The sequence below is a fragment of the Miniimonas sp. S16 genome (genome assembly GCF_057748195.1).
This window is the reverse complement of the sequence record NZ_CM173242.1, coordinates 182,813-202,110: the sequence shown is the minus strand read 5'-3', so window position 1 is coordinate 202,110 and position 19,298 is coordinate 182,813. Positions and strand designations below refer to the sequence as shown.

At 74.4% G+C, this 19,298-nt stretch carries 18 protein-coding genes and 1 riboswitch; of the genes, 15 read left to right on the top strand and 3 right to left on the bottom strand.

Features of this window, described 5'->3' with window-relative positions; all coding sequences use genetic code 11:
• Window positions 1-66: 66 nt before the first annotated feature.
• The 7 genes from pyrF (at window position 67) to metK (ending at window position 5,793) form a co-directional block, all read left to right on the top strand.
• Window positions 67-912 (top strand): orotidine-5'-phosphate decarboxylase, encoded by an 846-nt coding sequence (gene pyrF, locus AC3AQ1_RS00980; RefSeq protein ID WP_108719874.1) that lies wholly within the window; start codon window positions 67-69, stop codon window positions 910-912.
• An 86-nt stretch (window positions 913-998) separates the two neighbouring features.
• Entirely contained in the window at window positions 999-1,808 is an 810-nt protein-coding gene (locus tag AC3AQ1_RS00975) for a tyrosine-protein phosphatase (protein ID WP_108717458.1), read from the top strand.
• A gap of 297 nt (window positions 1,809-2,105) precedes the next feature.
• Window positions 2,106-2,417: an integration host factor, actinobacterial type gene (gene mihF, locus AC3AQ1_RS00970; RefSeq protein ID WP_108719873.1), complete on the top strand. Its 312-nt coding sequence runs from the start codon at window positions 2,106-2,108 to the stop codon at window positions 2,415-2,417.
• Complete coding sequence (gene gmk / locus AC3AQ1_RS00965; protein WP_234417627.1) at window positions 2,410-2,979, top strand: guanylate kinase; 570 nt, start codon at window positions 2,410-2,412, stop codon at window positions 2,977-2,979. The genes mihF and gmk overlap by 8 nt, the downstream gene beginning before the upstream one ends.
• A 121-nt stretch (window positions 2,980-3,100) precedes the next feature.
• The gene (gene rpoZ / locus AC3AQ1_RS00960) at window positions 3,101-3,364 is read left to right on the top strand and encodes a DNA-directed RNA polymerase subunit omega (protein ID WP_108717457.1); all 264 of its coding nucleotides are present in this window, start codon (window positions 3,101-3,103) and stop codon (window positions 3,362-3,364) included.
• A gap of 3 nt (window positions 3,365-3,367) precedes the next feature.
• Window positions 3,368-4,576, top strand: a complete 1,209-nt coding sequence (coaBC, locus tag AC3AQ1_RS00955; RefSeq protein ID WP_108717456.1) for a bifunctional phosphopantothenoylcysteine decarboxylase/phosphopantothenate--cysteine ligase CoaBC — start codon at window positions 3,368-3,370, stop codon at window positions 4,574-4,576.
• A gap of 11 nt (window positions 4,577-4,587) precedes the next feature.
• On the top strand, window positions 4,588-5,793 hold the full coding sequence (metK, locus tag AC3AQ1_RS00950) for a methionine adenosyltransferase (RefSeq protein ID WP_199916495.1): 1,206 nt from the start codon (window positions 4,588-4,590) through the stop codon (window positions 5,791-5,793).
• Between the two features lie 27 nt (window positions 5,794-5,820).
• Here metK and AC3AQ1_RS00945 read toward each other — a convergent pair whose 3' ends face one another.
• Both AC3AQ1_RS00945 and AC3AQ1_RS00940 read right to left on the bottom strand, forming a co-directional pair.
• Window positions 5,821-6,396: a hypothetical protein gene (locus AC3AQ1_RS00945; RefSeq protein ID WP_159096323.1), complete on the bottom strand. Its 576-nt coding sequence runs from the start codon at window positions 6,394-6,396 to the stop codon at window positions 5,821-5,823.
• Between the two features lie 386 nt (window positions 6,397-6,782).
• Complete coding sequence (locus tag AC3AQ1_RS00940; RefSeq protein WP_159096322.1) at window positions 6,783-7,139, bottom strand: hypothetical protein; 357 nt, start codon at window positions 7,137-7,139, stop codon at window positions 6,783-6,785.
• A 712-nt stretch (window positions 7,140-7,851) separates the two neighbouring features.
• Between AC3AQ1_RS00940 and AC3AQ1_RS00935 the strand changes: the two genes are divergently transcribed.
• From AC3AQ1_RS00935 to rpe, 6 genes are read left to right on the top strand one after another with little or no spacing between them, the layout of a single operon-like run.
• A complete protein-coding gene (locus AC3AQ1_RS00935; protein ID WP_159096321.1) occupies window positions 7,852-9,738 on the top strand; it encodes an HNH endonuclease signature motif containing protein in 1,887 nt (628 codons plus the stop codon).
• Window positions 9,739-9,788: 50 nt separating this feature from the next.
• On the top strand, window positions 9,789-11,915 hold the full coding sequence (locus tag AC3AQ1_RS00930) for a primosomal protein N' family DNA-binding protein (RefSeq protein WP_234417626.1): 2,127 nt from the start codon (window positions 9,789-9,791) through the stop codon (window positions 11,913-11,915).
• A 10-nt stretch (window positions 11,916-11,925) separates the two neighbouring features.
• Window positions 11,926-12,636: an HAD family hydrolase gene (locus AC3AQ1_RS00925; RefSeq protein WP_234417625.1), complete on the top strand. Its 711-nt coding sequence runs from the start codon at window positions 11,926-11,928 to the stop codon at window positions 12,634-12,636.
• Window positions 12,637-12,645: 9 nt separating this feature from the next.
• Window positions 12,646-13,608 (top strand): methionyl-tRNA formyltransferase, encoded by a 963-nt coding sequence (locus tag AC3AQ1_RS00920; RefSeq protein WP_108717451.1) that lies wholly within the window; start codon window positions 12,646-12,648, stop codon window positions 13,606-13,608.
• Window positions 13,605-15,278 carry an RsmB/NOP family class I SAM-dependent RNA methyltransferase gene (locus AC3AQ1_RS00915; protein WP_108717450.1) on the top strand — a complete coding sequence of 558 codons (1,674 nt, stop codon included), beginning with the start codon at window positions 13,605-13,607 and terminating at the stop codon, window positions 15,276-15,278. The genes AC3AQ1_RS00920 and AC3AQ1_RS00915 overlap by 4 nt, the downstream gene beginning before the upstream one ends.
• 57 nt (window positions 15,279-15,335) lie before the next feature.
• Entirely contained in the window at window positions 15,336-16,001 is a 666-nt protein-coding gene (gene rpe, locus AC3AQ1_RS00910) for a ribulose-phosphate 3-epimerase (RefSeq protein WP_108717449.1), read from the top strand.
• Window positions 16,002-16,030: 29 nt separating this feature from the next.
• On the opposite strand, the gene AC3AQ1_RS00905 is transcribed toward rpe, so the two are convergent.
• The gene (locus tag AC3AQ1_RS00905) at window positions 16,031-16,972 is read right to left on the bottom strand and encodes an ATP-grasp domain-containing protein (RefSeq protein WP_234417624.1); all 942 of its coding nucleotides are present in this window, start codon (window positions 16,970-16,972) and stop codon (window positions 16,031-16,033) included.
• Between the two features lie 114 nt (window positions 16,973-17,086).
• Window positions 17,087-17,227, top strand: a riboswitch (FMN riboswitch).
• Window positions 17,228-17,343: 116 nt separating this feature from the next.
• On the opposite strand from AC3AQ1_RS00905, the gene AC3AQ1_RS00900 reads away from it, so the two are divergent.
• Complete coding sequence (locus tag AC3AQ1_RS00900) at window positions 17,344-18,135, top strand: ABC transporter permease (RefSeq protein WP_108717448.1); 792 nt, start codon at window positions 17,344-17,346, stop codon at window positions 18,133-18,135.
• A 70-nt stretch (window positions 18,136-18,205) separates the two neighbouring features.
• The gene (locus tag AC3AQ1_RS00895; protein WP_108717447.1) at window positions 18,206-19,225 is read left to right on the top strand and encodes an ABC transporter substrate-binding protein; all 1,020 of its coding nucleotides are present in this window, start codon (window positions 18,206-18,208) and stop codon (window positions 19,223-19,225) included.
• Window positions 19,226-19,298: the final 73 nt, after the last annotated feature.

The following is a 19,298-nucleotide window of genomic DNA, read 5'->3' as shown; positions in this document are numbered from 1 at the left end:
GCCGGGTCCGGGGCGTCCGGTGCGTCCCGTGCGTCGCAGGCCTTCGGGGCGCGCCTCGCGGACGCGATGGACGAGCGCGGCCGGCTGTGCGTGGGCATCGACCCGCACCCGCCGCTGCTGCGCGCGTGGGGCCTGGGCGACGACGTCGCCGGCCTGCGCGAGTTCTCCCTCCGCGTGGTGGACGCCCTGGCCGGCATCGTCGCGGTGCTCAAGCCGCAGGCCGCGTTCTTCGAGCGGCACGGCTCCGGCGGCGTCGCGGTGCTCGAGGAGACGATCGCGGCCGCGCGCGAGGCGGGCGTGCTGACGATCGTGGACGCCAAGCGCGGCGACATCGGCTCCACGATGCAGGGCTACGCCGACGCGTTCGTGCGGGAGGGCTCGCCGCTCGCGGGCGACGCCGTCACGCTCTCGCCGTACCTCGGCTTCGACTCGCTCACGCCCGCGATCGACACCGCGCTGGCGTCGGGGCGCGGGGTGTTCGTCCTGTGCCTCACCTCCAACCCGGAGGGTGCGGCCGTCCAGCTCGCGCGCAGCGACGACGACGGCGCCACGCACGGCGTGACCGTCGCCGCGCGGATCGCGAGCGCGGCGGGTGAGGCCAACGCGCTCGAGCTCGCCGCCGGCGGCAACCCCGGCGCGGACCAGCACGCCCTGGGCAGCGTCGGGCTCGTCGTCGGCGCGACGGTGGGGGACGCCGCCCGGCGCGGGGGCGTCGACCTGGCCGGGGTCCGTGGCCCGCTGCTCATGCCGGGACTGGGCGCGCAGGGCGGCTCCGCGGAGTCGGTGCGTGCCGTCGTCGGGACCGCCTGGGGCCAGGTGCTCGCCTCGTCCTCGCGCGAGGTGCTGGGCGCCGGACCGGATGCCGACGCGCTGCGGGCCGCGGCTCGCGCCGCGATCGACGCGCTCACCTGAGCCTCGTCCGGTCCGGAGCCGGCTTCGGGGACCCGTCGTGCCAGCGGCGTCCCCGGGGCGCCGGCTCAGGATGCCAGGATGGCGCCATGACGTCGCCGACCTCTCCGACCACCCGTCCCGAGCCAGACCCGGCCACGGTCGACCTCACGATCGAGGGCACCTGGAACGCGCGGGACGCGGCCAGCCTCACGGGCGTGGCTCCACGGGTGCTGCTGCGCACCGCGGCACTCCAGGGGCTGACGGACGCGGGCCGCTCGACCCTGCTCGAGCTCGGCGTCACCGACGTGGTCGACCTGCGCTCGGACCCCGAGGTGGCCAACCAGGGCGGTGACGCGGTGCCCGACGGCGTCGCGGTCCACCGCCTGGCGATCTCGCCCGGTGCCGCGCTCGCCGGCCAGATCGGCGGTGCCGGTCCCGACCCGGCCGTGATGGCGCAGTTCCTCGAGCTGCTGCGCCAGCCCGGCTGGGCCCAGGAGTTCATGGTGGGCATCTACCGCGAGATCGTCGCCGACGCGGCCTCCGCGGCCCAGCTCGGCGCCGGCCTGCGGGTCATCGCCCGCGCCGAGGGGGCCACGGTGGTGCACTGCTCGGCGGGGAAGGACCGCACCGGGGTGCTCGTGGCTCTCGCATGCACCGTGGCCGACGTGCCCGCCGAGCGGATCGAGCAGGACTTCCTCTGGTCCAACCGGGCCAGCGCGGCGCAGGCAGCCGTGATCCCGGAGCTGCCGGGTCTCGACCCGGCTCTGCTCGAACCGTTCCTCGGCGTGTCGATCGACGGGCTGCGGGCCGCCGAGCAGGCGGTGACGGACACCTACGGGGGCATGGACCCGTTCCTCGCGGCCGTCGGCGTCGGCGGCAACGACGTCGAGCGGCTGCGCGGGCGGCTGCTCGGCTGACGAGCGCGGCACGCGGCCGCCGGCGTTCGACCACGACCGTCCGCGCCCGTGGGGCGAACGTGACCTGCGCCGTCGGGCACTCGCCCCCGGGGCGTCCGGGCCGGTCGCGCGACGGTGACGCACGCCGTCGGGCGCTGTCTGCGGGGCGTCCGGGCCGGTCGCGCGACGGTGACGTACGCCGTCGGGCACGCTGTTCTGGCCGGTCCGGACCGCGGGCCCGGCCCGCGGCGCGATTGCCGGAGGCGCACGTGGCCGATAGGTTGCACTAGCCGTCCGTACACCATGGAGGAGACGCAGGTGGCCCTTCCCGAACTCACGCCGCAGCAGCGCGCCGACGCGCTGGAGAAGGCAGCCCAGGCCCGGGCGACCCGCGCCGAGGTGAAGAACCGGCTGAAGTACTCGGGCGCCTCGCTCTCGAGCGTTCTCGAGGCAGCCGAGGCCGACGAGGCGATCGGCAAGCTCAAGGTGAGCGCGCTGCTCGAGGCGCTGCCCGGCGTCGGGCCGGTGCGCGCGAAGCAGATCATGGCCGAGATCGGCATTGCCGAGACCCGTCGGGTGCGAGGCCTCGGTCCGCACCAGCGCGGCGCGCTCGTGACCCGTTTTGGCTGAGCGGCTCCCGCGGCTCACGGTGCTCGCCGGCCCGACCGCGGTCGGCAAGGGCACGGTCTCGGCAGACGTGCGCGAGCGCCATCCCGACATCTGGCTGTCCGTCTCCGCCACCACGCGGCCCCCGCGGCCCGGCGAGATCGACGGCGTGCACTATGCGTTCGTCGACGAGCAGCAGTTCGACCGCATGGTCAAGCGCGGCGAGTTGCTGGAGTGGGCCGTGGTGCACGGCCGCAACCGGTACGGCACGCCGCGCGCGGCCGTGGAGGAACGCCTCGAGGCCGGTGTGCCGGTCCTGCTAGAGATCGACCTGCAAGGCGCCCGGCAGGTGCGTGCCACGATGCCTCAGGCGCGGTTCGTGTTCCTCGCCCCGCCGAGCTGGGAGGAGCTGGTGCACCGGCTCGTCGGGCGCGGCACCGAGGGGCCGGAGGAGCGCGAGCGCCGGCTCGCCACCGCCCGCGTCGAGCTCGCCGCGGTGCGCGAGTTCGACCACGTCATCGTGAACGACGACGTGCACCGCGCGGCCGACGAGCTGGTCTCGCTGATGCGGACCCGCGAGCGCTGAGCCCTCCGTCCGCGCCGCCGACGCGAGGCGCTAGACTGAGAGGCTGTTGCCGCCTGCCGTCAGATCGCTGACGCAGCGCCGGACAGCCCGCCACCCGCTCCCGCACCCTGGAGGATCCACCATGGCCGGAACCGTCGCCGCCCCCGAGGGCATCACCGACCCGCCCATCGACGAGCTCCTCGAGGTCGCCGACTCGAAGTACGCCCTCGTCCTGTACGCCGCCAAGCGCGCGCGCCAGATCAACGCGTACTACGCGCAGCTGCACGAGGGCCTGCTGGAGTACGTCGGCCCCCTCGTCGAGACCCGTCCGCAGGAGAAGCCGCTCTCGATCGCCATGCGCGAGATCAACAAGGGCCTCCTGGACTACACCCCCACCGAGGAGTAGGCCCTGCGCGTCCTGCTCGGGGTCAGCGGAGGCATCGCCGCCTACAAGGCGGTCGGCCTCCTGCGGATCCTGGCCGAGGCCGGGCACGACGTGCACGTCGTGCCCACCGAGGGTGCGCTCCGGTTCGTCGGCAAGCCGACGTGGGAGTCCCTCGCGGGCCACGCGGTCCGCACCGACGTCTTCACGGGCGCGCCCGAGGTGGAGCACGTTCACCTGGGCCGGAGCGTGGACCTCGCGGTCGTCGCCCCCGCGACGGCGGACCTGCTCGCCCGGATGGCCGGCGGCCACGCCGACGACCTCCTCACCGCGACGCTGCTGACGGTGACCGCTCCCGTCCTCGTCGCGCCCGCGATGCACACCGAGATGTGGCTGCACCCCGCCACTCAGGCGAACGTCGCGCTCCTGCGCTCGCGCGGGGTCCACGTCCTCGACCCCGACACCGGACGCCTCGCCGGCGCCGACTCCGGCCCCGGGCGACTGCCCGAGCCCGCCGCCATCGCGGCCGCGGCCCTCGCCCTGCTGGCGCCGCAGGACCTTACCGGTGTGCGCGCCGTCGTGAGCGCGGGAGGCACCCGCGAGCCGCTGGACCCCGTGCGCTTCCTGGGCAACCGCTCCTCGGGGCGGCAGGGGCTCGCCGTCGCCGACGAGCTCGCCGCCCGCGGGGCGGACGTGACGATCGTCGCGGCGCACGTCGAGGTGCCCCTCGGCGCGCACCGGGTGGTGCCCGTCGGGACGGCCGCCGAGCTCGAGGTTGCGGTGCGCCACGAGGCGAAGACCGCCGACGTCGTCGTGATGGCCGCCGCGGTCGCCGACTACCGGCCCGCGCACGCTGCCGACGCCAAGATCAAGAAGTCGGGCGACGCCGGACTCACGCTCGAGCTCGTGCAGAACCCCGACATCCTCGCCGGGCTGGTCGCCGACCGCCGGCCCGGCCAGGTCGTCGTCGGCTTCGCCGCCGAGACGGGTGAGGGCGACGACGTCGTCGGCACCGTCCTGCAGCACGGCCGCACCAAGGCGCGTCGCAAGGGCGCGGACCTGCTCGCCGTCAACCCCGTGGGTGTCGACCTGGGGTTCGGCGACGTGCCCAACTCCGTCGTCGTGCTCGACGGCGAGGGCACCGAGGTCGGTCGCGGCGGGGGCACCAAGCGTGAGGTCGCCCGCATCCTGGTCGACCTGGTCAGCGACCGTCTGGACCGGTCCTCGCTGCACTAGGCTCGACGCTCGTGACCACGCTGCGCAGCTTCACGTCCGAGTCGGTCACGGAGGGGCACCCCGACAAGGTCAGCGACCTCATCTCCGACTCGATCCTCGACGCCCTCCTCACGGCCGACCCCGGGGCGCACGTCGCCGTCGAGACCCTCGTGACCACGGGCCTCGTGCATGTCGCCGGGGAGATCAACACCACCGGGTACGTGGAGATGCCGGCCCTGGTGCGCGACGTGGTGCGGAGCATCGGGTACACCTCCTCCGAGGTCGGGTTCGACGGCGGCTCGTGCGGGGTCTCCCTCTCGATCGGGCAGCAGTCGCCCGAGATCGAGCAGGGCCTCGTCAAGTCCTGGGAGGTCCAGGGCGGGGAGGCTGTCGACCCCTACGACGCACAGGGCGCGGGCGACCAGGGGCTCATGTTCGGCTACGCGGCGGCCGAGACGCCGACGCTCATGCCGCTGCCCATCCACCTCGCCCACCGGCTGTCCGAGCGCCTCGCGCAGGTCCGGCACGACGGCGTGGTCGACCTGCTGCGGCCCGACGGCAAGACGCAGGTCACGATCGGCTACGACGGCGACCGGCCGGCCCGGCTCGAGACGGTCGTCATCTCGGCGCAGCACGACCCCCGGCTGAGCGAGTTCGACCTGCGGGAGCTGCTCGAGGAGCACGTGCTCGCGCCCGTGCTCGCCGAGCACACGCCCGACGGCCTGGACCGCGACGGCGTGGACCTGCTCGTGAACCCCACGGGCGCGTTCACGCTCGGTGGACCGATGGGGGACGCCGGCCTCACGGGTCGCAAGATCATCGTCGACACCTACGGCGGGATGGCGCGGCACGGCGGGGGAGCGTTCTCCGGTAAGGACCCCTCGAAGGTGGACCGCTCGGCGGCGTACGCGATGCGGTGGGTGGCGAAGAACGTGGTGGCCGCCGGCCTTGCCGGCCGGTGCGAGGTGCAGGTCGCCTACGCGATCGGGCGCGCGCGCCCCGTGGGCGTGTACGTCGAGACGTTCGGGACCGAGGCCGACGGCGTGTCCCCGGACGCGATCGCCGTCGCCATCGACGAGGTCTTCGACCTGCGGCCGGCGGCGATCATCCACGACCTCGACCTGCTGCGGCCGATCTACGCGCGGACGTCCAACTACGGGCACTTCGGGCGCGAGCTGCCGGAGTTCACGTGGGAGCGGACGGATCGGGCCGAGGCGCTGCGGGAGGCTGTGCGCTGAGGGGGCTGTGCGCTCACGGCCATCCGCTCAGCCGCGTCCCGTGACGAGGTGGACGGGCAGGTCGGTGACGGCGACGTCGAGTGAGGCGTCGGTGTCCATGTCGAGCGTTCCGGTCTGACCGCCGCCGGTCCACGTGATGGCCCAGTGCGACGTGGCGGTGACGGTGTAGACGCCTCCGGGCTCGTCGTCGCTGGGGTGTTCCCAGGTGTGGCCGCACACGGGTGGCGCGGTCGGGTCGGCGGGCGCTGCGGCGATCTCGGCGCGGGTGCACGTGAACTCGCTGCCGTCGCCGGTGTCGAAGGTGACGCCGGTGAGGGTGGCCGTGACCGTGACCGTGAGGCCGGCATCGGACGCGCTCACCGTCGCTGGGCCGAGCTCGTTTGGGGCGTCGCCGTCCAACCAGAAGTGCGCGGGCATCGTGATGAGGACGTTCGGGTCGTCAAGGTCGGGCGCAGGCGCCATCCCGATCGGCGGAGTGGTTAGTTCCATCTCGGCGACAGCGCGACGTGCGAGGGCGACGGGGTCGAAGGTGACCCCGGGTGGAGCGGGGGCCCAGTAGTTCGCGTACGCAGTGGCCGGCGTAATTCCCAGGTTGTTCCCCACGGGTATCGATGTGCATCGAAGAATCACCCCGTAGTTGCGCCCCATCCAGATGGGGTCGGAGTACGGCGGCTGCGGGTTGATTGGTCCGAGGTAGCAGTCTCCGGTCCAGATGCCGGCGTCTGTCGTGCAAGGCACCACAGCGCCTCGATTCAGACAGATGGGAGCTGGACCACCCGATGTGTCTGAGTTCGATGCCTCTTGGACGCCAGAGTGACTACTCTTCGGCGGCGTGTTCCCGTTGCTGCAGGTCTTTCGGACTTTCGAACCGTGGATCTCTTCCCCCTTCGGGCAATCGATGCTCGTGTCCGCGGCAGCGGGAAGCGCGATAGCGACGAAGGGGACAACGACTATCGAGGCGAACAGCAGCGACGATAGCGCTCTGACCTTCAGCATGGTCGGTCAATGTGGGCGGCGAAATCGACGATCTTCCAGATACCTTCCCCTGAATTCTGGAGTAGATACTCGTCGATGTAGCGTGTTGGACCGACCTTCGGGATCGCCGATCCATCGACCGCGAAGTAGGCAATCCCAGAGTTGTCCGTACAAGCTTCCAAGCGGACCTGCTCTCTGCCTTCGGGCTCTGCGACGTACTCGACGACGGTGAGGCCGTCTATGATGAGTGTGCCCTCGACCGTCTCCCCATCCTCGAATGAACCGCGGTAGTACGAGGTCTCAGCTCCGGTGAGCTCGGGCGTACCCCAGTACTGCGGCAGTTCTGCAGACCACGTCGCGTAGTCGCTCATGAAAACCCGATTCAGCGCATCGTTGTAGTCGAGCAGCGTCTGTTTCGCCTCCGCGATGTGCGTCTCCTCGGCCGAGGGTGTCGGGCTCGCCGTCGCGGTCGTGGACTCGCTCGTCGCGCTCGAGGCGGACGACGCCGTCGTAGGTTCTGGTGTCGGCGAGTCGGCAGGGTCGCAGGCTGCGACCAGGCAACCCAGCAGCAGGACAACCCCGGCTACAGCGCCAGTGCGCGTGGCGGATCGGGAGGGCCCCATTACGGGTGTCCTCGTGCGTCGCATCCGCATGTCCTCTCGGTGGCTCGTCACGGCACCTTAGAAGTCCACGTCGGCGCTGCGGAAGAGTAACCCGCCATCTGTGGATACAGGGCGGGGCACACCAGGCAGGACGCATCGTCTCGCCACCGGCGATGATGGACCTCGGCGAGCCCCGGGCCGAACGCACGCTCGGAACCGGGGTGACATACATCCAGCGCCCCACGCTGTTGTTCCGTCGGTTGTCCCCAGGAGTCCCTGGCGTCACCTTTGGGCCAGTTGTCCACAAATGTTGTCTCGTCACGTATAACCGCGCTTCGATGTCGGCGGTCCGACTTACGATGTACGCATGTTCGAGGACACGTGGACCGAAGGCTGGGATGAGCGCGTGGTTGTGGCCACTGCGTCGTCGCGGCGCGGGCCTGACGGGGCGGAGGCACCCACGCCGTCTTCCCTCGCCGCCTTGGGCGAGCTGGCTCAGTCCGAGGTGCTCGACGCCATCGGACGCGGCCAGCTGTCGAGTATCGAGATCCTCGAGCTCGCCGCTGCGTTCGCGCACGTCCAAGCGTGGGCGGCGGCAGGCCTGCGTGTAGCGGCCGCAGCCCTCGAACGCCGCAGCCGCGATGCCGAGACCCGATGGCTGCCGGAGCGAGTCCTGGTGCGCGGCGCCGCCGCGGAGGAGCTGAGCGTCAGGCTCGGTGTCTCTGGGCAACAGGCTCAACGGCTTGTGGGGGAGGGTGTGGCACTCACGGGCTCGTTGTTCCCCGTGCGCGAGGCGCTCGAGACCGGAGCGATCGACTCGGGCAAGGCTCGGGTCCTCATCGACGCACTGGCCGACCAGGAGGACGCCGTTCGTCTCGCGGTGTGCGACGAGGTCCTGCCCGATGCCCCGCTCCAGTCGCAGCACACCCTGGCGCGTCGGGTGCAGCGGGCCGTGGTGGCGGCCGACTCCCGAACCGCGGCGGAACGGCACTGCGGCGCGAGAGCCGCCCGCCACTTGTCGCGGGTGCGGACACGTCCGGACGGGATGGCATCGGTGACTCTCGTCGCGCCTCTCGTGGACGTGACCAGCGTCGAGCACGCGTGCGAGCTCGCTGCGCGCGCGGCGCGGGCGAGCGGAGACGGACGCACCCTGGAGCAGCTGCGCGCGGACGCACTGACGACCCTCGCCGCAGGGGCCCTCGAGCGCGGTCGACTCGTCTGGCACTCGTCGAGCGAGGTGCCCGTTCCCCGCGTGGGTGCGGACCTCGAGCCGCTGCCGCTGCCGATCGCGGCGCCCTCGACCGCAGCCTCGTCCGTACCGGTGTCCGCACCCCCGTCCGTGCCGGTGTCCGAGCGCGAGCCCTCGTCCGGCAAACCTGCTCTGGAACGACCCACCGACGGCGCGGACGGGCGGGGCGCCGCCTTCGGCGTGGTCCCGATGGGCCGTATCGCGGTGTCTCCGACTCCGTCGCGTCCCGACGGGTCGCCGTCGCCGGCCAGTGAGGTGTTGCCGCCGACCGGACGGTCGCTGCCTCCCACCGGCGGCTCGATCCCGACCCCCGGGTCGGCATCTCGGCGCCCCGGCCCGGCTTCTGCGCCCGCTGACACACTGCCGAGCGGCCTCGCGGTCGTCGGGAAGGCCTTCGACACGCACGGGCACCGGGTCCCGCTCGTCATCCCACGAGCGGCGCTCGATCCGGCTCACGACGGCGAGCCGAGCCCCGCGGACGAGTATCGCGAGGCGATGCTCGGCTCCCCGAGCAGCCCGGACCATCCGCACGCGTGCGGCCCACCTACGGCTGTTCCGTTCGAGGCGCCGCCGTGCCGAGGCACTCCTGCCGAGCTGCTCGGCTTCGGACCGCTCGCGCCGGCGGTTGCGCGGGAGCTCGCAGCCGCGCCGCCGCCCTGGGTGCGCGTGCTGGTCTCGGAAGGAGTCGCGGCGGACGAATGCGCCCTCGACGGACCATCGTCGAGACCACGTCAGCCTGGCACCACGGGGGCAACCGCTGAAGCCAGAGACGTCAATGCCGTCGTGCCCGGTTACGACATCCCGGACTGGCTGCGCTGCGTGGTCCAGGTCGATCACCCGACGTGCGTCGTCGGCATCTGCGGCGTTCCGTCGACGCGGACGGACTGCGACCACGTCGTTCCCCACCCGCTCGGACCCACCTGCCGAGCGAACCTCCGCCCCGGCTGCCGCCGCCACCACGTGCTCAAGACGCATGCGGGGTTCCACCTCGCGCTCGATGAGTCGGGGGCGAGCGTCTGGACCACACCGCTCGGCCAGCGTCTGCGCCGCGATCTCGCCGGGCGCGTGACCCGCCTCGCACCGGTCCCGCCCGCCCGCGCGGAACGGGGTGTGATCTGATGAGCGACGTGGGAGGGCCGACCGAGAGAATCGCCGAGGTTTCGGTGGACGTGCCCCTCCCGCACCTCGACCGCCCCTTCGACTACCTGATCCCGCCGACGCTCCCCGGCGCCGAGTCGCCCGACGTCGTCGCGCCCGGCATGCGCGTCAAGGTGCCCTTCGCGGGACGCGACCGCGACGGCTGGGTGCTCCGCGTCCGCGACGCCACGGACGACGACGCGGCACGCAGGCTCGCGCCCCTGCGCCGGCTGGTCTCGCCGGTCGCCACCCTGACGCCGGCCGTGCTCGCGCTCGCCCGCACCGTCGCGGACCGCTACGCCGGCTCGCTGCCCGACGTCCTGCGCTTCGCCGTCCCGCCGCGGCACGCGCGCGCGGAGGCGGGGGTGCTGGCAGCGCTCGAGAAGCGTCGCGCGAACGAAGCGGGGACTGCCGAGGGCGAGTCCTCGCCGTCGGACATCGCCACGACGCCCCGCGACGGCGAGGTAACCGCTGTCGGCGCCACGAACACCGCCCCGGGGGCGACGTCAGCGTCGTCAGCAGTACCGCCGGCGCCGGAAGCACCCGCCCCCGACGGCGAGGCCCCGGTCCCCGAGGACGCGTCACCAGAGCTCAACCCCGCAGGTTGGCGGGACATCACCGGTGGCGAAGCCCTGCTCCGACGCCTCGCGGACGGCGAGGCGCCGCGCGCGGTGTGGACCCACACCGGCACGCCCGCCGCGGCCCGCGACATGCTCGTCGCCGCCGCGAGCGCCACGCGTGCCGCGGGCCGGAGCGTGCTGATCGTCGTCCCCGACGTCCGCGACGTCGACCGCGTCGTCCCCGCTCTCGCGGAGGCCCTGACGGAGGAGGTCGTACGCCTCGTCGCCTCGGACGGTCCCTCGGTGCGTGCCCGCGCGCACCTGCGGGCGCTGACCGGGCTGGCGAGGATCGTCGTCGGGACCCGCTCCGCCGCCTGGGCGCCGCTGCCGGACCTCGGCCTCCTCGTGTGCTGGGACGACGGCGACGACTCGCTCGCGGAGCAGCGCGCGCCCTACCCGCACGCCGCCCAGGTCCTCGCCCTGCGCGCCGAGCCCGAGCGTGCCGCGCTCCTGCTCGGCTCGGTGAGTCGCTCGACGTGGGCGCAGCACCTCGTCGCGACCGGGTGGGCCGTCTCGCTGCGGGGGGACCGCGCCGTCGTGCGCCGCACCGCACCCCGCGTGACCGCACCCGACGCCGAGGACCTCGAGCGGGCCGGCCCCGGGGGCGCCGCCCGCATCCCGACCCCCGCCTGGCGGGCCGTCAAGGACGCGCTCGAGCGCGGGCCGGTCCTCGTCCAGGCGCCGCGCGCCGGCTACGTGCCTCACCTCGTGTGCGCGCGGTGCCGCGAGATCGCGCGCTGCCCGGCCTGCGGCGGCTCGCTCGCCGCGACCGACGCCGCACCCGCGCCCGTCTGCGGCACGTGCGGCACGGTCGCCGAGGGCTGGACCTGCCCCGAGTGCCACGGCCACCGGCTGCGCGCGATGCGCGTCGGAGCCCAGCGCACCGCCGAGGAGCTCGGGCGGGCGTTCCCGCAGACGCCCGTCGTCGTGAGCGAGGCCGCGCGCGGGGTGGTGGCCGACGTCGACGAGCGGCCGCGGATCGTCGTCGCAACCCCGGGGTCGGAGCCGGAAGCTGCCAGCGGGTACGCGGCCGCCGTCCTCCTGGACGGCGCCCTCGCCACCTCGCTGCCCGGCCTCTCGGGCGGGGAGGAGGCGGTGCGCCGCTGGCTGCACGCCGCGTCGCTGGTCCGCTCGGCGCACGACGGCGGGCGCGTGGTGCTGACCGGCGGCGGAGACGCCCGCGTGCTCCAGACCCTCGTGCGCTGGGACCCGGTCACGTTCGCCGAGCGCGACCTCGCCGAGCGGCGGGAGCTGCGCTTCCCGCCCACCGTGCGGGCCGTCGCCCTCACCGGCGAGCTCGGGGCAGTGACCGACCTCCTCATGGAGATCGAGCTGCCCGACGGCGCCGAGCTCCTCGGCCCGTTCCCCGCGCCCGTCGCGGGCGAGGACGAGGGCGTCGACACCGTGCGGGCCGTGCTGCGCGCCCCGCTCCAGCTCGGGCCGCAGCTCAGCGCCGCCGTCCGCGCCGGACTCGGGGTACGCAGCGCACACAAGCGTGCGGGGTCGGTGCGCGTCGTCGTCGACCCGCGCGACATGTGAGGATCGGGACGTGCCGTCTCCCGTCATCGACACCCTCGTGCTGGACTTCGGGCAGGTCGTCGTCGACTGGGAGCCCGCCCGCGCCTACCCGCACCTGAGCCGCGAGCAGTTCGACGCCGTCATGACGGAGATCGACTTCCACACCCTCAACCTGCGCGCGGACGCGGGGGAGACGTGGGCGGACCTCGAGCGCGAGGTCGCCGAGCGCTGGCCCGAGCACGCGGGCGTCGTCGCGCACTATCCCGGCGCCTTCCCGGCCACGCTCACCGGGCCCGTCGACGGCGTCGCCGAGCTCGTCGCGCAGGCGCAGGCCGCCGGCCTGCACACCTACGGCCTCACCAACTGGTCCGCCGAGACCTTCCCGCACGGCGTGCACGTGGCGCCGGTCATCGGGACGCTCGACGGCGTGGTCGTGTCCGGCGAGGTAGGCCTCATCAAGCCCGACCCGGCGATCTTCGCGGTCCTCGTCGAGCGCTACGGCGTCGAGCCGACGCGCACGCTCTTCGTCGACGACAAGGAGGTCAACGTCGAGGCGGCGCTCGCCCTCGGCTTCCTCGGGCACGTCTTCACCGGCGCGGACGGGCTGCGCGAGCGGCTGCGGTCGCTCGGCGTCGACGTCGGTGCTGCGGCCGGGACGCCCGGCTCGCCCGCGCTCACGGCGCGCAGCCCCGCGACCGTGGACGCTCCCGTCGCGCCGGTCGCCGCGGAGTCGCCCTCCTAGACTCTCCGGGTGACCTCCCGCCTCCGAGTCCTGTTCGCCGGCACGCCAGACGTCGCCGTGCCGACGCTGCGGGCGCTGGCCGAGCGGCACGACGTCGTCGCCGTGCTGACCCGCCCACCGGCCCGCCGCCGGCGCCGCGGCGAGCCCGAGCCGAGCGAGGTCGCCCTCGCCGCTCGCGAGCTCGGCGTCGAGGTCCTCGAGTGGCCCACCTTGCGCACGCCCGACGCCGAGGATCACCTGCGCGCGCTTCGGCTCGACGTCGCCGTCGTGGTCGCCTACGGCGCCCTCGTGCCGCCGAACCTGCTCGACCTGCCGACGCACGGCTGGGTCAACCTGCACTTCTCGCTGCTGCCCGCGTGGCGAGGCGCCGCGCCCGTGCAGTGGGCGGTCCGGCATGGCGACGAGCTGTCGGGCGCGACCGTCTTCCGCCTCACCGCCGGGCTCGACGAGGGTCCCGTGCTGGGCACGATGACCGAGACGATCCGGCCCCGGGACACCAGCGGGGACCTGCTCGGGCGCCTCGCCGTCTCCGGCGCACCGCTCGTGCTCTCGGTGCTCGACGCGCTCGCCGACGGTTCCGCGGTCGCGACGGACCAGGCGCCCGACGGCGTGAGCCTGGCTCCGCGGATCGAGGTCGCCGACGCCCGGGTTCCGTGGGCGGACCCCGCGCTCGCCGTGGACCGTTTCGTCCGGTCGATGACGCCGGCGCCGGGCGCCTGGACCGAGCTCGACGGTGTGCGGCTCAAGGTCGGTCCGGTCCGCCCCTCGTGGCTGCCCCGGCGCATCCCGGCGGAGGTCCCCGACGCACTCGCCGCGGGTGAGCTGCTGGCGACGAAGGACGCGGTGTGGGTCGGCACGGGTGGCGGGGTGGTCGAGCTCGGCGACGTCGCACCCGCGGGCAAGGCGTGGATGCCCGCCGCCGCGTGGGCGCGCGGGGCGCGGCTCGAGTCCGAAGCGAGGTTCCAGGCGTGAGCGGGGAGCGGCGTGGCGGCGGCACCGGCGGCGGACCGCGCGGCGGCGGCTCGGGCGGGCACGGCGGGCCCCGGAACCCTGGCGGCACCGGCACCGGCAACGGCAGCGGCCAGCGCGGTTCAGGCAGCTCGGCGAGCTCCGGCGGTGCCCGGCGCGGCACGGGCGGCGGCTGGGGCGACACCGCACGCGGCGGCGGTGACCGCCGTCGGCCGCAGGAGCGTCGCCCCGCTCGCAGCGAGCCGCGCACGGCGCCGCCCGGCCGCACCGACCCCGCGCGCCGGGCAGCCTTCGACGTGCTGCGCGCCGTCGCCGACTCCGACGCCTACGCCAACCTCGTCCTGCCGCCGATGCTCGCCGAGCGCGGCCTCACCGGCCGGGACGCCGCGTTCGCGACCGAGCTCGCCTACGGCACGCTGCGCCTGCGCGGCCGCTACGACGCCATCCTCACGATGGCCTCGACGCGACCCCTGAAGGAGATCGACCCCCGCGTGCTCGACGCGTTGCGCCTCGGCGCGCACCAGCTGCTCGGCATGCGGGTGCCGCCGCACGCGGCCGTGGGGGAGACCGTCGACCTCGTCCGCGCGGTGGCGGGCGAGGGCGCGTCGTCGTTCGCCAACGCCGTGCTGCGCCAGATCGGGCGCGCCGACCTCGCCGAGTGGGAGCGCCGGATGGCCGAGCGCACCGCCGACCCCCTGGAGCTGCTCGCCCAGCGCACCGCGCATCCCGCCTGGATCGCCCGCGCGTTCCGCGAGGCGCTCGCCGTCGAAAGCACCGCCGGCGGTGCGAGCCCCGCCGAGCTGGAGAAGCTGCTGGCGGCGGACAACGCCGCGCCCGCCGTCACCCTCGTCGCGCGCCCCGGCCTCGTCGGCGCCGACGAGCTCGCGCAGGAGGAGCACGACGGCGCGATCGAGCCCCAGGGCACGGTCCCGACGGCGTGGCGGCTCCTCGGCGGCGCACCCGACCGCATCGCCGCGGTGCGGCAGGGCCGGATGGGCGTGCAGGACGCCGGCAGCCAGGTGGTCGCGCTCGCCCTCGCTGCCGCGCCGCTCACGGGCCGCGACGAGCAGTGGGCCGACGTCTGCGCAGGCCCCGGCGGCAAGGCTGCCCTGCTCGGCGCGGTGCTCGCGGAGCGCGCCGAGGGTGCGGGTCGCCTCGTCGCCGGTGAGGTCCAGCCGCACCGCGTGGGCCTCCTCCGGCGCAGCGTCAAGGCGATCGAGCAGGCCGACCCCGGCCTCGTCGAGGTCGTCGAGTGGGACGGGCGCGAGGTCGGGCAGACGCACCGCGAGCAGTTCGACCGGGTGCTCGTGGACGCGCCCTGCACCGGACTGGGCGCCCTGCGGAGGCGACCCGAGGCGCGATGGCGCCGCTCGCCGTCGGACATCCCGCCGCTGACGGCGCTGCAGCGCGACCTGCTGACCGCGGCGCTCGACGCGACGCGCGTCGGGGGCGTCGTCGCGTACGTCACGTGCTCGCCTCACCTTGCGGAGACCCGGGGCGTGGTGGACGCGGTGCTGCGCAAGCGGTCCGACGTCGAGGTGGTCGACGCCGCGGCGGTGCTCGCGGAGGTCGCGCCCGGGCTCACCGACGTGGGCGCGGGCCCGTACGCGCAGCTGTGGCCGCACCGGCACGGCACGGACGCGATGTTCCTCGCGCTGCTGCGCCGAACCTGACGGGTCAGTTCCGAGGGCTCGGGCGACGAGCGAGCGGGCTGACTAGGCTCGGGTCTCGTGGGCATCCGTATCTCCCCGAGCATCCTCAACTCCGACGTCTCCGACCTGCGCGGCGAGCTCGCCCGGATCGCGAGCGCCGACTGGGCGCACATCGACGTCATGGACAACCACTTCGTCCCCAACCTCACGTGGGGGCTGCCGGTGGTCGAGGCAATCCTGCCGCACAGCCCCGTGCCGCTCGACGTCCACCTCATGATCGAGGACGCCGACCGCTGGGCGCCGCAGTACGCCGAGGCGGGCGCGCAGGGCGTGACGTTCCACGTCGAGGCGGCGCAGGCGCCGATCCGGCTCGCGCGGGAGATCCGTCGCCTCGGGGCGCGCGCGGGTATGGCGCTGCGGCCCGCGACCGGGCTCGACGGCCTCGTGGAGCTGCTGCCCGAGATCGACATGCTGCTCGTCATGACGGTCGAGCCCGGGTTCGGTGGCCAGTCCTTCCTCGACGCGATGCTGCCCAAGATCCGCGCCGCGCGGACCGCGGTGAGTGCGGCCGACCTCGACGTCTGGATTCAGGTCGACGGCGGCGTGAACGTCGAGACCATCGAGCGAGCGGCCGAGGCCGGAGCGGACACGTTCGTCGCCGGGTCGGCGGTCTACCGCGCGGAGGACGCGGCGGCGGCGATCGCGGAGCTGCGCGGGCTCGCCGGTGGGGCGCACGCGCACTGATCGCCGGCTGCCGGGCGGGCAGCGTCCGCTCAGACCCGCCGCAGGATCGCGTCGGCCACGAGCTCGGTGACGTGCGGTACGAGGTGCAGGTTGAGGGCCGGCTCGAACAGCTCGGCCTCGAGCAGCACCAGCCCGTGCGCCGCGGAGTCCACCATGTCGATCCGCGCGTAGAGCGGGGTCGCCACCCCGGTGACGCGCCCGACGGCGAACAGCACCTCGCGCGCGAAGGCGCGCTCGCCGTCGTTCGCCTCGACCACGACGGGCCGTTCCTCGTAGACGCCGCCGAGGAGGCCGCCGCCCCGCGCGAGCAGCGCGCCCTTCGCGATCGCGTGGGTGACCTCGCCGTCGACGAGGTAGAGCGCCTTCTCGGCGCCGGCCGACAGCTCGGGCACCTCGGGCTGCAGCATCACGGTGTTGCCCTCGGCCAGCACGGCGCGGGCGAGCGCGAGGGCGGCCGGGTCGTCCGCGCGGAACAGGCCCGTCAGGCGCGAGGCGGCGCCGACGGCGGGCTTGATCACGACGTGCGCGTCGAGGTCGCAGGCGGCGTAGGCGCCGTGGGCCGCGAGGGCGTCGGGCAGGTGGTCGGGGTCGAGGTGGTAGGTCGTGGGCACGACGGCGATCCCCGCCTCCGCGAGCTGCGCCAGGTAGCGCTTGTCGAGGTTCCAGCGGATGACGTCGGGCTCGTTGAGCAGCCGCGTACCGCGGCCGGCCCGGTCCAGCCAGGGCCCGACGTCGCCGGGGCGCTCGGCGTAGTCCCAGGTCGAGCGGACGACCGCGAGGTCATAGGCCGCCCAGTCGACGCCTTCGTCGTGCCACACGACCGACTCGGCGCGGGCGCCGCGTCGGTGCAGCGCGTCGAGGAGGGGAGCGGTGTCGCGGTCCGGGTCGACGGGGGAGTACCAGGCCGGGTCGGTGGTGACGATCGCGATGCGGGGTGCGTCGGCGGATGCGTCGAGGGGCTCATCGCTCACGGCGCCCGAGTCTAGGGACCGCCGCGCGAGCACCGTGAGCCTGCCTGTCCGAGTGCCGGACCGGACGTGCCCAGGAGGTGTCGCAGGCGGCACGCGGCTACGATGACCCCGAACAACGTGCTCCGGGGTCGGTGAAAGTCCGAGCCGGCGGTGACAGTCCGCGACCCGCACGATCTGCCCGAACGGGCAGGCGTGCGGTTGACCTGGTGGAACTCCAGGACCGACGGTGAAAGTCCGGATGGGAGGAAGCACGCGCGTCGCGTCCCGCGGCGCGGGCTGACGCGCGCCGTCGACCCGCCCGAGGTGTCGCGACCCGGCGCAGCCTCTGCGCACCCCCGGAACGCGACGACGCGACACCGGGGAGAACCACCATGGCAGGCCGCAGGACACGGACCGACACGCGCGGCGGTGCGCCCGCCGTCGTCTCCGCTGCCCTGCCAGCGGTCCTGCTCGCCGTCGCGGTCGTCGTCGCCTGGGCGCTGACCGCGCCCGCCCTCGGGCCCACGCTGTTGCCCACCCCGTCCGCCGTCGTGACCGCGCTCGGCGAGCTGGCCGCCACGGGCGACCTGTGGCCCGCGATCGCCGCGACCGGAGGCGCGGCCGCTCGCGGTGTGGTGCTCGCCGTCGTCGTCGGTCTGCCCCTGGCCTGGGTGATCGTGCACTCGCGTCGGACCGCGGCTGCGGTCGAACCCTGGATCGTCGTCTCGCAGGCGGTGCCGGCCATCGCGATCGCGCCGCTCCTCGTGCTGTGGTTCGGCTACGGCACGGGCACGACGGCGCTGCTCGCCGCCCTGCTCGTCTTCTTCCCGTTCGTGATCGCCTCGAGCCTGGGCCTGCGGGGCCTGGACCGCGAGGTCCTTGCCGCCGCTCGCGTCGACGGTGCCGGCACCGTCCGGCTCCTGCGGCATATCGAGCTGCCGCTCGCGCTGCCGCAGATCCTCGCCGGGCTCCGCGCCGCCGTCGCGCTCGCGATGACGGGCGCCGTCGTCGGCGAGTTCGTCATCGGCGGCACGGGCCTGGGCCAGCTGCTCGTCGCCCAGCGCGACCGCGCCGACACCGCCGGCCTGTTCGCGACCCTCGTCGTCCTCGCTGCGGTCTCCACGACCGCCTACCTCCTCGTCCGCCTGCTCGAGACCCGCGCGCTCGCGATGACCGAGCGCTGATCCTCCGTCATATGTCCTGACCCGACCGCCAGACCAGCCCACGCCAGACCCGACCACCTCGGAGCCGACCATGATCCGCCGCCCCCTCCTCGCCCTCAGCGCCCGGGCCGCCGCGGCCGCGCTCCTGCTGGCCGCCTGCACAGGCGGTTCCGACGGACCGACCGCCGCGCCGTCGGCCTCCGCTGACGCCGCCTCCGACGGCACGACGGCGAGCACCGGCGAGCGCACGCCGCTCACCATCGGCCTGACGTACGTCCCCGACATCCAGTTCTCGCCCTTCTACCTCGCCGACTCGCTCGGCTACTACCGCGACGCCGGCCTCGACGTCACGCTGCGCCACCACGGCGCGAACGAGGGCCTGTTCACGGCGATCGAGCAGGGTCAGGAGGACGTCGTCGTCGCGAGCGGCGACGAGGTGCTCACCGAGCGTGCCTCGGGCGGCACCCTCACCCAGGTCGCGACCCTCTACGACACGTCGCCGGTCGCGCTCATCGCGCCCGCCGACGGCGGCATCACCACCGCGGCGGACCTGCGCGGCAAGACGATCGGCGTGCCGGGGGAGTACGGCGCGACGTACCTCGGCCTGCTGGTGCTGCTGGACGAGGCGGGGCTCACGCCGTCGGACGTCACGATCCAGTCGATCGGCTACACGCAGACGACGGCGCTGCTCACCGGGCAGGTCGATGCCGTGATGGGCTACCTCAACGGCGACGCCGTGCGCATCGAGGCCGGCGGGATGGCCGTCACGACGCTCGAGCCCGGCAGCCTCGTCGGGGTCGGGATCGCGGTGCCCGACGCACTCCTCGCCTCCGACCCCGACGCCGTCTGGGCGTTCGTCACGGCCACGCTGCAGGGCGTCGCCGCGGTCGAGGACGACCCGGAGGGCGCCGTCGAGGTCGCCGCGGACGGCTACATCCCCGGCATGACGAGCCAGGCCAAGGCGGACGCGCTCGCCGTCCTGGAGGCCACGATCCCGCTGCTGTCCACGACCGGCGAGACCGACCCCGCCGAGTGGGACGCGATGGCGCAGGCGATGCTCGCCGCGGGGATGATCACGAGCGTGCCCGACGGCGGGTTCACCAACCCGTGAGTCTCGCCCTCGGCGGGGGTCGTCTCGCGAGGGCGCGCGTGGAGCTGCGCGGGCGGGTGGTCCCGCCCGTCCG

Excerpts from the sequence above, each read along its gene's own strand:
- AC3AQ1_RS00975 (WP_108717458.1), top strand. The coding sequence starts at position 999 with ATGACGTCGCCGACCTCTCCGACCACCCGTCCCGAGCCAGACCCGGCC.
- AC3AQ1_RS00900 (WP_108717448.1), top strand. The coding sequence starts at position 17,344 with ATGGCAGGCCGCAGGACACGGACCGACACGCGCGGCGGTGCGCCCGCC.
- rpoZ (WP_108717457.1), top strand. The coding sequence starts at position 3,101 with ATGGCCGGAACCGTCGCCGCCCCCGAGGGCATCACCGACCCGCCCATC.
- AC3AQ1_RS00895 (WP_108717447.1), top strand. The coding sequence starts at position 18,206 with ATGATCCGCCGCCCCCTCCTCGCCCTCAGCGCCCGGGCCGCCGCGGCC.
- pyrF (WP_108719874.1), top strand. The coding sequence starts at position 67 with ATGGACGAGCGCGGCCGGCTGTGCGTGGGCATCGACCCGCACCCGCCG.
- AC3AQ1_RS00940 (WP_159096322.1), bottom strand. The coding sequence starts at position 7,139 with ATGAGCGACTACGCGACGTGGTCTGCAGAACTGCCGCAGTACTGGGGT.